At 64.1% G+C, this 12,665-nt stretch carries 14 protein-coding genes and 1 pseudogene; 11 read left to right on the top strand and 4 right to left on the bottom strand.

What is annotated here, in order from left to right; all coding sequences use genetic code 11:
* Positions 1-241: 241 nt before the first annotated feature.
* Entirely contained in the window at positions 242-1,480 is a 1,239-nt protein-coding gene (locus AC0969_RS19595) for a glycosyltransferase family 4 protein (protein ID WP_479625825.1), read from the top strand.
* Here the strand turns inward: AC0969_RS19595 and asd are convergent.
* Positions 1,458-2,339: an archaetidylserine decarboxylase gene (gene asd, locus AC0969_RS19590; RefSeq protein ID WP_479625824.1), complete on the bottom strand. Its 882-nt coding sequence runs from the start codon at positions 2,337-2,339 to the stop codon at positions 1,458-1,460. The two genes, AC0969_RS19595 and asd, sit on opposite strands and share 23 nt — an antisense overlap.
* Before the next feature lie 18 nt (positions 2,340-2,357).
* Between asd and AC0969_RS19585 the strand changes: the two genes are divergently transcribed.
* The gene (locus tag AC0969_RS19585) at positions 2,358-4,016 is read left to right on the top strand and encodes an aminotransferase class III-fold pyridoxal phosphate-dependent enzyme (protein ID WP_479625823.1); all 1,659 of its coding nucleotides are present in this window, start codon (positions 2,358-2,360) and stop codon (positions 4,014-4,016) included.
* 128 nt (positions 4,017-4,144) lie between these two features.
* On the opposite strand, the gene AC0969_RS19580 is transcribed toward AC0969_RS19585, so the two are convergent.
* Together AC0969_RS19580 and AC0969_RS19575 are read right to left on the bottom strand one after the other, a co-directional pair.
* A complete protein-coding gene (locus tag AC0969_RS19580; protein WP_479625822.1) occupies positions 4,145-4,747 on the bottom strand; it encodes a DUF962 domain-containing protein in 603 nt (200 codons plus the stop codon).
* A 16-nt stretch (positions 4,748-4,763) separates the two neighbouring features.
* A complete protein-coding gene (locus AC0969_RS19575) occupies positions 4,764-5,633 on the bottom strand; it encodes a UDP-2,3-diacylglucosamine diphosphatase (protein WP_479625821.1) in 870 nt (289 codons plus the stop codon).
* A gap of 161 nt (positions 5,634-5,794) precedes the next feature.
* On the opposite strand from AC0969_RS19575, the gene AC0969_RS19570 reads away from it, so the two are divergent.
* The 5 genes from AC0969_RS19570 (at position 5,795) to AC0969_RS19550 (ending at position 9,241) form a co-directional block, all read left to right on the top strand.
* Positions 5,795-6,169: a DUF2946 family protein gene (locus AC0969_RS19570; protein WP_479625820.1), complete on the top strand. Its 375-nt coding sequence runs from the start codon at positions 5,795-5,797 to the stop codon at positions 6,167-6,169.
* A 72-nt stretch (positions 6,170-6,241) separates the two neighbouring features.
* Complete coding sequence (locus AC0969_RS19565) at positions 6,242-6,739, top strand: YcnI family protein (RefSeq protein ID WP_479625819.1); 498 nt, start codon at positions 6,242-6,244, stop codon at positions 6,737-6,739.
* 13 nt (positions 6,740-6,752) lie between these two features.
* Entirely contained in the window at positions 6,753-7,220 is a 468-nt protein-coding gene (locus tag AC0969_RS19560) for a copper chaperone PCu(A)C (protein WP_479625818.1), read from the top strand.
* A gap of 54 nt (positions 7,221-7,274) precedes the next feature.
* The gene (locus tag AC0969_RS19555; protein WP_479625817.1) at positions 7,275-7,946 is read left to right on the top strand and encodes a PhaM family polyhydroxyalkanoate granule multifunctional regulatory protein; all 672 of its coding nucleotides are present in this window, start codon (positions 7,275-7,277) and stop codon (positions 7,944-7,946) included.
* A gap of 32 nt (positions 7,947-7,978) precedes the next feature.
* Positions 7,979-9,241, top strand: a complete 1,263-nt coding sequence (locus AC0969_RS19550) for an FIST signal transduction protein (RefSeq protein ID WP_479625816.1) — start codon at positions 7,979-7,981, stop codon at positions 9,239-9,241.
* Between the two features lie 129 nt (positions 9,242-9,370).
* Here AC0969_RS19550 and AC0969_RS19545 read toward each other — a convergent pair.
* A pseudogene (locus AC0969_RS19545) lies at positions 9,371-9,484 on the bottom strand (helix-turn-helix domain-containing protein); the annotation flags it as partial.
* Between AC0969_RS19545 and AC0969_RS19540 the strand changes: the two are divergent.
* The 4 genes from AC0969_RS19540 (at position 9,461) to AC0969_RS19525 (ending at position 12,482) form a co-directional block, all read left to right on the top strand.
* On the top strand, positions 9,461-9,805 hold the full coding sequence (locus AC0969_RS19540) for a hypothetical protein (protein ID WP_479625826.1): 345 nt from the start codon (positions 9,461-9,463) through the stop codon (positions 9,803-9,805). The pseudogene AC0969_RS19545 and the gene AC0969_RS19540 sit on opposite strands and share 24 nt — an antisense overlap.
* A gap of 66 nt (positions 9,806-9,871) precedes the next feature.
* A complete protein-coding gene (locus AC0969_RS19535; protein WP_479625815.1) occupies positions 9,872-11,782 on the top strand; it encodes an MFS transporter in 1,911 nt (636 codons plus the stop codon).
* 50 nt (positions 11,783-11,832) lie between these two features.
* On the top strand, positions 11,833-12,087 hold the full coding sequence (locus AC0969_RS19530; RefSeq protein ID WP_479625814.1) for a hypothetical protein: 255 nt from the start codon (positions 11,833-11,835) through the stop codon (positions 12,085-12,087).
* A complete protein-coding gene (locus tag AC0969_RS19525; RefSeq protein WP_479625813.1) occupies positions 12,087-12,482 on the top strand; it encodes a PIN domain-containing protein in 396 nt (131 codons plus the stop codon). Before AC0969_RS19530 ends, AC0969_RS19525 begins: the two co-directional genes overlap by 1 nt.
* The last annotated feature ends 183 nt before the right edge of the window (positions 12,483-12,665 follow it).

The following is a 12,665-nucleotide window of genomic DNA, read 5'->3' as shown; positions in this document are numbered from 1 at the left end:
CGATGCACCTCAACCACGCAACCCGCTAAATCCCTTCGCTTCGTCTTGATTTTTGTCGCTGGCACATTGGCCGCTTGGTCATCCGCAGAATTGTGCAAGTGGCTCTATTTAATAGCTAATAACGCATATTGAATATGCGTTAGAGCCCTAAAAAACTTATAGTTTTCCAGGCCGGTCGCTGTCGTAAAACTGCCATGCCAATCGCATCAATGTGACACACACAGGCCCTAGCCTAGTGCCTGTGGAAAACCCCGAAGAAATCATTGTCGAGTCGTTCGTGGCCCAGCCTGGCAGTCTGCGGATTGCGCTGGTCACCGAGACGTTTGCGCCCGAGGTGAATGGCGTGGCCATGACGCTGGGCCGCCTGGTCGATGGCATGCTGCAACGCGGCCACGCGGTGCAGGTGGTGCGGCCCCGCCAGCCAGGCGCGGTTGCGTCTGAGCCGCGTCAGGGGCTGGACCAGGTGCTCTCCGCTGGCGTGCCGATTCCGCGCTACGGCAGCCTGCGCTTTGGCCTGCCGTCCAAAAACCGGTTGCTGGCGCTGTGGCAGCACATGCGGCCCGACGTGGTGCATGTGGCCACCGAAGGCCCGCTGGGCTGGACGGCAGTCACCGCCGCCCGCAAGCTGGGGCTGCCGGTGACCAGCTCGTTCCACACCAATTTTCACCACTACTCGGGCCACTACGGGCTGGGCCTGTTGAGGACCCCCATCGACGCGTATTTGCGCAAGCTGCACAACCGCACCATGGCCACGCTGGTGCCCAACCTGGCGATGGTCGAGGCGCTGCACGCGCGCGGCTACCGCAATGTGTCGGTGCTGTCGCGCGGGGTCGAGGTGGCGCAGTTCAACCCCACCCACCGCTCGGCGGCGCTGCGGCAGCGCTGGGGTGTGGCCGAGGACGACCTGGTGGTGCTGCACGTGGGCCGCCTGGCCAAAGAGAAAAACGTGGCCCTGCTGCTGCGGGCGTTTGCCGCTATCCAGGCCCGGCTGCCCACGGCGCGGCTGGTCTGCGTGGGCGACGGGCCGCTGCGCAGCGCACTGCAAGCCAGCTGCCCGCAGGCCGTGTTTGCGGGCGTGCAGCAGGGCGAGGCGCTGGCCGCGTACTACGCCTCGGGCGATTTGTTTGTGTTCCCCAGCAGCACCGAAACCTATGGCAACGTGGTGCCCGAGGCGCTGGCCAGCGGCCTGCCGGTGGTGGCCTACGCCTATGCCGCCGCTGCCGACCTGGTGCGGGCCGGACACAACGGCGTGCTGGTGCCGCTGGATGACGAGGCGCAGCTGATGGAGGCCGCCGTGGCACTGGCCTGCGATGCGCCGCGCCTGCTCGCGCTGCGGCGCAACGCCCCGGCCAGCGTGGCCCACCTGGGCTGGGCCGCCGTGGTGGACAGCTTTGTGGACACGCTGCGCACGGTGGTGCAGTGCCACCATGCGCAGTTCCCTGCGTCGGTGGCCGAGGTTATGGAGCCGTCCAGCGCATAAGCGCCTGGCCCATGCGGATGCCCGAGCCGTCGTGCACACCGTCGCACAGCGCAAAGCCCTTGGGGGCCAGCACGATGATGGTCGAGCCATGCTGAAACCAGCCCATCTCTTGCCCCTTGGTGAAGGCGGCGTTGCAGGCGATGGTGTTCGGCCCTTTGTATTTCAAATGCAGCAGCACGTCCAAGAAATGCAGGCGGATGCTGGCCACCAAAATCGCCGCCACCGGCACCAGCGCCACAGGCTGCCCCTGGGCCGGGCCTGCGGCAATGCGGGTTTTGAGAAACGCCCGCTCGTTCTTGCAAAACAGCTTTTCCACCCGGCGCAGGGCGATGGGGTTGACGTTCCAGGTGTCGCCCGAGAAGTAGGTCACCTGTTCCACCGTGCAGTCTTGCGGCGCGTGGAAGCGGTGGTACATGCTGGAGGTGAGGCGCAGCGTCACAAAGTAGCCGTCGCGCCAGGCTCCGTCGGCCGCCTCCGCCCCCAGCAAATCCTCCAGCGTGTACGGAAAGCCCTTGGCCTGGAACACCTGCGTGCCCTGGATGGGGCCGTGCGCGCCGACGATGCCGTCGCTCGGGCTGGTCATGACTGCCGGGTCGTTATCCAGCGGGCGCAGGCCGTCTTTCAGCTCGCGGGTAAAGCAGTCGTGCAGGCTGGTGAAGTGGGTCTTTTTGGCCTCGGACAGGTCCAGCGCCGAGAAGAACTTCCACACCGCCATCGACGCATCGCGCACCCAGGGTTGCTCGATCTGGCTAAAGCGCCCCACCACCTGCGTCAGCCAGCGCCGGGGCAGGCGGTTGGTGAGCAAAAAGTTCAGGTCTTCCTGGTTCAGTAGCTGCTGGATGTGTTTACGGATTTGCATTTTTAAAAGGATCAAGTTGTGAATGAAAATTTGGCTCTCTACGCCCTGGGCACTGCGGGTGGTACGGCATTGCTGTATGGCGCGGCCCGCTTGAAAACCCGGCTGGCCCTGTCGCTGGCCAAGCACCGCAGCCTGGCCGGCCACCCGCGCATGGCGCGTCGGCTGGCGGCCCTGCTGCCCAATTACCGCTACGGCGAGGGCCAGGCTTTTGGGCTGGACGGCGCACCCGACGCGGTGGTGGCCCAGCGCCAGGCCGCACTGGCCCGGCTGGCCACGCTGTACCGCAGCCGCTACGCCGACAGCCTGCGCCTGAGTGCCCAGGCCGAGGGGCTGATTTCTGACATGCAGTTCATCGCCGCCTACAAAGTGCCCTACCAGTTCCGCGAACTGTTTGGCAAGGTGTTGAAGGCCGGTGCGTTCGTGCAGTCGTCCAAGGGCGTGACGGTGACCGACCTGGACGGCAACGTGTTCTACGACCTCACCGGCGCCTATGGGGTCAACGTGCTGGGCTACGACTTTTACAAAGCCTGCATCGCCCAGGGCAGTGCACTGGTGGCCGATCTGGGCCCGGTGCTGGGCAGCTACCACCCGGTGGTGGCCGACAACGCGCAGCGCCTCACCGCCCTGTCGGGCATGGACGAGGTGAGCTTTCATATGTCGGGCACCGAGGCGGTGATGCAGGCCGTGCGGCTGGCCCGCTACCACAGCAAAAAGACCCACGTGCTGCGCTTTTGCGGCGCGTACCACGGCTGGTGGGGCGATGTGCAGCCCGGCATCGGCAACCCCGTGACCGAGCGCGAAACCTACACCCTGAAAGATATGTCCGAGGCCAGCCTGCAAGTGCTGCGCAAGCGCCGCGACATCGCCTGCGTGCTGGTGAACCCGCTGCAAGCCCTGCACCCGAATGTGGGCGCACCCGGCGACTCGTCGCTGCTGGCCAGTGGCCGCAAGGCGCACTTTGACCGGGCCGCCTACACCCGCTGGTTGCAGCAGTTGCGCCAGGTGTGCAGCGAGAAAAACATCGCCCTTATCTTCGACGAGGTGTTTGTCGGCTTCCGCCTGGCACCCGGTGGCGCGCAGGAATACTTTGGCGTGCAGGCCGATATGGTGACCTACGGCAAAACCCTGGGCGGTGGCCTGCCGGTGGGCGTGGTGTGTGGCAAGCGGGCCTGGATGCAGCGCTTTCGCGAGGCGGCCCCGGCCGACATCTGCTTTGCCCGTGGCACCTTCAACGCCCACCCGTATGTGATGGGCGCGATGAACGTGTTTTTGCACAGCCTGGACACCGCCCCCATCCAAGCCCTGTATGACGGGCTGGACGACCGCTGGAACCAGCGCGCCGCGCAGCTCAACCAGCGCCTGCAAACTGCGGGCGTGCCGGTGCAGGTGGCCAACATGTCCACCATCTGGACGGTGCTGTACACCCAGCCCGCCTGCTACAACTGGCTGCTGCAACATTACCTGCGGCTGGAGGGTTTGGCTTTGAGCTGGGTGGGCACGGGACGCTTCATTTTCAGTTTGAACTACACCGACGCCGACTTCGAGGCCGTGGCCGAGCGCTTCGTGCGCGCCGCTTTGGCTATGCAGGCGGATGGGTGGTGGTGGTGCAACCCTGGGTTGACGAATAAGTTGATTCAACGCCGGGTGCTGAAGGAGATGCTGGCGGAGAAGTTTTGAGGCGGTAGTAGGGCCGGACATCCGGCCCCCACCCCAACCCTCCCCCGGAAGGGGAGGGGGCAAGGCGGATTCCTCCCTCCCCCTCCGGGGGAGGGTTGGGGAGGGGGCGGGCCGCCACCCACGGTGCGTCAGTGCGATGCCTTGCGCGGTTCGATAAGTTCACCGCGCAGCAAGGCCAGTGGGGCCTTGTGGTAGAGCCAAATATCGTGGAACGGGTCGGTGAGGATCTTGGTCATCCACACCAACCCGGCCTGCACATCCTTGATGAAAAACAGGTGCACGGTGCGAAACACCAAACCACCTGCGCCCACCGCCAGCCACAGCAGGCCGGTGTTGCGCACAAAGCCCTGTAGCGTGGTGTGCGGCTCCAGCAGGCCAAACAAGCTGGGGCTGGCCAGCAGCAGCAACGGCGACGCGGCCCAGATGGCCAGCAGCACCACTTTGCGGCGCAGGTTGTAGCCCACCTTGATGTCTTCTTTGTGTGCGTGCGTGGCCTGGTTCACCACGTCGTAGCCCGTGGGCTCAAAGAAGAAATGCCCGCTCTGGCGCGTGCCCATTGCCACCACCCAGGCCAGCAGCGCGGCCAGCGCCGGGTCGGTGAACAGCAGCGCGTAGGCGCACACAAAGGTGATGGCGCTCACCAGGTGCAGCGACTGGTTGATGCGGCTATGGTGGTAGTAGCGGTGGTCGTCCCAGCGCTGGGTACGGAGTTGCGCAAAAAAATCAGACATGGGTTTCCTTCAGGGTTTAAGCGGTGGCGGTGGCGGGCAATGAGGCCGGTGCCGTGGTGGGTTCGGTCGGGTCTTGCCAGTGCAGCAGCTCCAGCCGCCCGTCCATGTGCTCCACCAGGGCGGTGCGGCTCTCGACCCAGTCGCCGTCGTTGCAGTACAGCGTGCCGTTGACCATGCGCATCTCGGCGCGGTGGATGTGGCCGCAGACCACGCCGTGGTGGCCGCGTTTGCGGGCCTCGGCGGCCACGGCTTCTTCAAAATCGCTCACGTAGTTCAGCGCGGTTTTTACCTTGCCCTTCAGGTAGGCCGACAGCGACCAGTACGGCAGGCCCATCCGGGCGCGGGCGCTGTTCAGGTGGCGGTTGAGTTTTAGCGTCAGCTCGTACAGGTTGTCGCCCAGGTAGGCCAGCCACTTGGCGTACTGCACCACCGCGTCAAAGTAGTCGCCGTGCACCACCCACAGGCGGCGGCCATCGGTGGTGACGTGCACGGCCTCTTGCACCACCTCGATGCCGCCAAAGTGGTGGCCGACAAAGCCGCGCGCAAATTCATCGTGGTTGCCCGGCACAAAAATCACCCGGCAGCCCTTGCGGGCGCGGCGCAGCAGCTTTTGCACAACGTCGTTGTGCGACTGCGGCCAGTACCAGCGCCGCCGCAGCTGCCAGCCGTCGATGATGTCGCCCACCAGGTACAGGTAGTCGCTGGGGTGGGCCTTTAAAAACCGCAGCAGCGGCTCGGCCTGGCAGCCCGGTGTGCCCAGGTGCAGGTCGGAGATGAAGATGCAGCGGTAACGCGGCGCGTGGCTGTTGTCGTCGTCGGCCGTGTCGTCGGGGGCTAGGCTGGCCCGCCAGAGCCCGGTGTTGGCGGTGTCAAACGGCTGGAACATCGGGCGTGCGCCAAAGCGGGTGGGACAGCTGAGGGGACATGGCAGCTCCTCGGAAGTAAAGGTGTTAACCAGTGTCCTGCCGCGATATGACACGTTCAAGGCGCAGATATGTCAGCCGGGTGACGCGGGTGGGCGCTTGGCACGCCATCCATAATCCCCCCATGCGCACACCCAGCAACCTCCACACCAACGCCTGCCGCCTGGCGCGCTGGGTGCTGTTGTGTTTTGCACTGTCGCTGGGCGTGGCGATTGCGTCGCCGCTGACGCATCCGCAGGCCATGGAGCTGGTCTGCTCCAGCGGCGGGGCCGTCAAGCTGCTGGTCACCGCCCCGGATGGCAGCACCCAAGTGGTCAGCCAGATGGGCGACTGCCCGCTGTGCACCACCCCCGGCGCACCGCCCAGCCCGGCCCATGCGCAGGTCGAACCGCTCCAACCCCTGGCGTATGCCCAGCGCAGCATTCCTGCCACGCACACTGCCTACGCCCCCGCTGCGCCGCTGCCCGCACGCGGGCCACCCCCGCCTCTGAACTCCTAAATGTGTAGCTGCCTGCGCAGGCTGTACCTGCGCTAGCGGCATATTCCTTATGGTTTTTAGTCGGAGTGTTCCATGTCTTTTTCGTTTGCTATTAAATTCGCAGCTGCATGCGCAGCTTCCATATGCGCCAGCACCTCTTTTGCCCATATTGTTTTGGCCGACCCGGCGGCTTTGGGCAACACCGGCTACAGCGCCGTGCTGCGCGTCGGCCACGGCTGCAACGGCTCGCCCACCACCGCCATCCGCGTCACCGTGCCGGCAGGCTTCAAAGGGGCCAAGCCCCAGCCCAAGGTGGGCTGGGTGCTGTCGATGGCCGAGGGCGTGACCAGCATTACCTGGACCGCCGCTCCCGGCAACGCGCTGCCCGATGCCTACTTTGACGAATTCGTGCTGCGCGGCAGCCTGCCCGGCGAGGCCGGTGTGATGGCCTTCAAAGTGCTGCAAACTTGCGAAAAAGGCAGCGTCGATTGGGCCGAAATGCCCGCCCCCGGCCAGTCGGCGCACGACCTGAAGGCACCCGCCGCGATGCTGGAAATCATCCCGTCCGACCACGCTGGCCACCAGCATTGAAAGAGTAAATACTATGAAATTAATAGCTATTACCGCAGCATTTATATGCGCTAGCGGCCTTTTTGTTCAAAATTCCTATGCCCAAAACGTCGAGGTGAAGCAGGCCTGGGCCCGCACCACCGTGCAGGGCCAAAAAGCCACCGGCGCGTTCATGACACTCACCGCTAAAGAGGCCACCCGGCTGGTCTCCGTGGCCACCCCGGTGGCCGGGGTGGCCGAAGTGCATGAAATGAAGATGGAGGGCGACGTGATGCGCATGCGTGCCGTATCTGGCGGTCTGGACCTGCCCGCTGGCAAGCCCGTGGCCCTGAGCCCCGGCGGCTACCACGTCATGCTGATGGACCTGAAAGCCGCGCTGCCCAAAGACAGCACCATCCCCATGACCCTGGTGTTCAAAGATGCCAAGGGCGTGGAAAGCAAAGTCGAACTGAAGCTGCCCGTGGCGAGCACCGCACCCGGCGGCGCAGCGCATTCTCACTGACACATTGGGGTAAGCTGTGCCAGCAATAGCCCCCCCATAAAACCAGGAGACACCATGAGCGACACCCCCGCCTTTGATTTTAGCAAATTCGTGCCCGGCTTTGACTTTTTGCAGAACCTGGGCAAAGGCTCTGCCGCTGCGAATGCCGCTGCCCCGGCGATGGGCGGCTGGGTGGCGCCCACCCTGAGTGTGGAAGAGCTGGACAAGCGCATCACCGAGCTCAAGGCCGTGCAGTTTTGGCTAGACCAAAACGCCGTGGCCCTGAAAGCCACCATCCAGGCGCTGGAAGTGCAAAAGATGACCCTGGCCACCCTAAAAGGCATGAACTTCAGCATGGGCGACCTGGCCAGCGCCTTCAAGCTCAAACCCGAAGCCGCCAGCCCGCCCAAAGCGGCTGAAAAGGCCGCCCCCAAAGCTGCCGAAAAAGCCCCAGAACCAGCCACTGAACCGGCTGCGCCCGGCGTGGTGGACCCACTCAAATGGTGGGGTTCACTGACCGAGCAGTTCCAGCAAATCGCCGGAGCCGCGCTGCAAGATGCCAACACCCAGGCCGCCCTGGAAAAGAGCAAAAACCTGGCCACCGACTTCGCCGCCAAGGCTATGAAAAGCGTCGGCGACATCGCCAAGGCCGCCGGTAAAACCGTGGTCCCGCCCGTAGCTGCCAAGAAGACCCCCGCCAAAAAAGCCCCGGCCAAGAAGGCTGCGGCTAAAAAGCACACCGGATAGTCCACACAGTTCCCACATCCACGGAGGCCGCCATGCAGCTTTTCCCCCACGGCCACGCCACCCACCCCCAATGGAGCATGGCCGCCGGGCTGGTGCTGGCCCAGTTGCGCGCCCACATGGCCCTGCCCGACTACGCCAGCGCCCCCAGCCTGGGCCTGCTCTACATCACCGACCACTACAGCGCCGCCGCCCAAGACATCCTGGACCACCTCAGTGGCGAGCTGCCCGAGGTGACCGACTGGTCTGGCACGGTGGGCATCGGCATTGCGGCCAACAATGTGGAGTATTGGGATGAACCGGCCCTCAGCGTGATGCTCTGCGACCTGCCCGCCGACCAGTACCGTGTGTTCTCCGGCGTGGCCCCGCTGGGCCTGGGTTTTGAGGCCCACACCGCGCTGGTCCACGCCGATGCCAACACCCCCGATTTAACCGAACTGGTGGCCGAGATGGCCGCCCGCACCGACACCGGCTACCTGTTTGGCGGCCTGGCCTCCAGCCGGTCGCGCTCGGTGCAGTTTGCGGTGGGCGGCAACGGCAACATCAAAGGCCACGGCGCAGCGCGCGGCGTGTTCAGTGGCGGCCTGAGCGGCGTGGCCTTTGGCCCCGGCGTGGCGCTGGTGTCGCGCGTCACCCAGGGCTGCCAGCCCATCACAGGCAACCGGGTGGTTACCGCATCGGATGCCAATCTGGTGCTGGAGCTGGACGGCCAACCCGCGCTGGCCATGCTGCTGGCCGACCTGGGCGTAGACCTGGAGCGCCCGCAAGAAGCGCTGGGCCGGGTGCGCTCCACCCTGGTGGGCCTGACCCCCGCCACGGCGGGCGATGCGCTGGTGCGTACCGCCCATTTCGGCAGTGAGGTGCTGGTACGCCACATCATCGGCCTGGACCCCACCCGCAAGGGCGTGGCGATCGGCGACCACGTGGCCGTTGGTACCCGGTTGGCGTTTTGCCAGCGCAATATGGCGGCGGCCAAGTCCGATCTGGTGCGCATCTGCGCCGAAATCCGCGAAGAGCTGGAGCCCGAAGAACTGTCGATGGAACTGGCCACCGCACTCGCCGCCCCCGAGGCCGAATCCGCTCCGCACCCGGCCCGCCGCATTGCCGGCGCCATCTATGTCAGCTGCACCGGCCGGGGTGGCAGCCACTTCGGCGGCCCCAGCGCCGAACTGCAAATCGTCCGCCGCGCGCTGGGCGATGTGCCCCTGGTGGGCTTCTTCGCTTCGGGTGAAATCGCCCGGCAAAACGTGTATGGCTATACCGGGGTGCTGACCGTCTTCACGGACGTAGGCCAGTAAAGGGAAGATTCACCGTAACGGGACAGAACGCCCCCCCCGGCCAGAACAGCGCGGAACTGGCTCCGCCAAGCCGCTGCTGTTGCCCCTTGCAAGTGGGTGAAAAGCGCTTGCGCTGTAGCCTGGGGGTGTTCAACGTCTTAGCGCGGTAAACGCCGCAAATTCCCAGCGCTGCATGCCCAGCACCAGGGCGTAGCCCTCTCGGGCTTCCTCGGGCAGTTTTTGGTCGGCCAGGTGCTGCTGGGTCTGGCCGTTGCCGACCGTATCAGCGACCGGGTCGGGCTGTGGACGATGGCGGCCGTGCTGTTGTGGGGGCCGCTGTTGGTCGCGGTGTGGTCCGCCACGGGTAACCTGCTGCCTTGGGAGGTGCTGCAAGGTGGTGGCATGCTGCTGGCGCTGGGCGACCACAGCGTGTTTGGCTGGACGGGCGGGCTGGTGTCTGGCTACAGTTTGAAGCACGCGGTAGCCGCGCTGGCAGCCTGGCAGGTGCTGGTGGCGCTGCCGTCACGCAGGGCTATGCACAATGGCGTGCAGGGTTTGCGCCACGCCCAGGCTGCGCCTATTTAATTTGCTCAGTTTTTGATAGCTACTTGTGCAGGTAACACCTGCGCTATAGCCCTATTTTGTTTAAATATGCAAAACCACTCTGATTCCCACCCCAACCAGTTCGCCCTGCTGCGCCAGCGCCGCTTTGCGCCGTTTTTCTGGACCCAGTTTTCGGGGGCGGCCAACGACAACCTGTTCAAGTTCTCGTTCACCGTGATGGTCACCTACCAGCTCAGTGTGAGCTGGCTGCCGCCGGCGCTGGCGGGGCTGGTAATTGGGGCTCTGTTTATTCTGCCGTTTTTGTTGTTCTCGGCCACCAGCGGGCAGCTGACCGATAAGTTTCCCAAAACCCGCATGATCCGCGCCGTGAAAAGCCTGGAGATCGGCATCATGCTGCTGGCGGCCTACGGCTTTTGGACCCCGAACCTGGCGGTGCAAATCCCGGTGCTGCTGGCCTGCGTGTTCTTGATGGGGCTGCACTCCACGCTGTTTGGCCCGGTCAAATTCGCCTACCTGCCGCAGGTGCTGAGCGATGCCGAGCTGACCGGCGGCAACGGCATGGTGGAGATGGGCACTTTTGTGGCCATTTTGCTGGGCAATATCGTCGGCGGGCTGCTGGTGACGATTCCCGAAGTGGGCCATACCGCCGTGGCTATCGGCTGCGTGGCGCTGGCCATGCTGGGCCGCTGGCTGGCGCACTTGATTCCCGAGCTGCCCGCCACCGACCCCGGTTTAAAGATCAATTGGAATCCGTTTACCGAGACTTGGCGTAATTTGCAGCTGGCGCACGGCAATCTGGTGGTTTTTCGCTCGCTGCTGGGTATCAGCTGGATGTGGTTTTTTGGCGCAGTGTTTTTAAGCCAGTTCCCCAGCTTTGCCAAAGAGGTGCTGCACGGTGACGAGCAGGTGGCCACGTTGCTGCTGGTGGTGTTCTCCATCGGCATCGGCACCGGCTCGCTGCTGTGCGAAACCTTAAGCCGCCGCCATGTGGAGATCGGCCTGGTGCCGCTGGGGGCCATCGGCATGAGCGTGTTTGCCATTGATTTGTACTTTGCCGCACGCGGCCTGCCACCCAGCGCGGTGATGGGCCTGGGGGCTTTTGTGGCCCAGGCCGCCCACTGGCGGGTGCTGGCCGACTTGACCCTGCTCAGCCTGTTTGCCGGGCTGTACAGCGTGCCCATGTACGCGCTGATCCAGCTGCGCAGCCAGCCCACGCACCGGGCCCGCATCATCGCCGCCAACAATATTTTGAACGCGCTGTTCATGATCGCCAGCTCGGTGCTGGCCGGGGCGCTGCTGGGCGCGGGCTGCACCATTGCGCAAATCTTTTTGTTCACGGGCATTGCCAACGCGGTGGTGGCTTTCTACATCTTCATGCTGGTGCCCGAGTACCTGCTGCGCTTTGTGGCCTGGATGCTGTCGCACTGCGTGTACCGCTTCAAGGTCACGGGCGACGAGCACATTCCCATCATCGGCCCGGCCATCCTGGCCTGCAACCACGTCAGCTTTGTCGATGCCGTGCTGCTGATGGCCGCCAGCCCGCGCCCCATCGTGTTCTTGATGGACCACCGCATCTTCCAGGTGCCCGTGCTGGGCTGGCTGTTCCGCCTGGCCAAGGCCATCCCCATCGCCCCGCGTGCCGAAGACCCCGCCGCCTATGAGGCCGCCTTCGCCGCCGCTGCCAAGGTGCTGCAAGACGGCGATTTGCTGGGCATCTTCCCCGAAGGCGGCATCACCAAAGACGGCACGCTGCAAGAATTTAAGGGTGGGATGATGAAAATTCTGGAAGCCGCCCCGGTGCCGGTTATCCCGATGGCGCTCACTAATCTGTGGGGTTCGTATTTCAGCCGCATCGAGCGCGGCACGGCGATGGCCAAGCTGTTTCGGCGTGGTGTGTTGAACCGGGTGGGCTTGAATGTGGGGCCTGCGATGGCGGCGGGCGAGGTGCAGCCGGAGGCGTTAAGGGCGCGGGTGGCGGGGCTCTATAGCACCATGTAATTGGTTATTAATTATATAATTATGCGTGTAATTAATTTAAAGGTGTTGCCATGTCCCAAGTCACCATTTACCTCGACGACGACGCGATAAACCGCGCCAAAAGCTCGGCTACAGCGGCCAAGCTCTCGCTTAGCGCCTGGATTGCCAAGCTGGTGAAAGAGCAAGCTCCGCAGGTCGATGCCCATGGCTACCCGGTGGGGTTCTTTGAAGACATGGCCGCCAACGCCCAGCACTGGCAAGACTTTCCCCTGACGGATGCCCTGCGCACCAACGCCACGCCAGACCTGCCTCGGGAAGTCTGGTAATGCTGCTGCTGGATACCAACACGCTGATTTACCTCTTCAAACAGCAAGGCCAGGTGGCAGCGCATTTGCAAAGCCACCCCGCCCGCGAGGTTTTCATTCCGTCGGTTGTCCTGTTTGAGCTGGAGTACGGCGTACTACGCTCCACCCGGTCCGCGCAGCAACGGGCGGGCATTGACCTGGCCCTCAAAGCCTACGGCGTGGTGGACATGGACTACGCCAGCGCCAAGGCTGCTGCCTGGGTCAAGCACACGTTGGAAGTGGCGGGTACGCCCATCGGCCCCTGCGACCTGCTCATCGCGGGCATGGCCTTGGCCAACGACATGACGCTCATCACCCGCAACATCCGCGAGTTCGAGCGCGTACCGGGTTTGCGGGTGGAGAACTGGTACGAATGAGCACCTGCCATCCAAAACTCCAATCGTTGATGGGAGAAATTCTGGACTTGAAATTTATAAAAATAAGGCTCTCTTCCGTTTCGGGTGGCGCACCACTACCCCCACTCAGATCATGGACGAATCCTTGCTTTTTGAAGCGGATTGGGCGGTAAGTGAGAAAGCTTGCCAGCAATCAAGAAGGCC

The sequence above is a fragment of the Rhodoferax sp. LB1P47 genome, from assembly GCF_056521445.1.
Note: the sequence above shows the minus strand (reverse complement) of the source record. Positions and strands in the feature narration are given on the sequence as shown.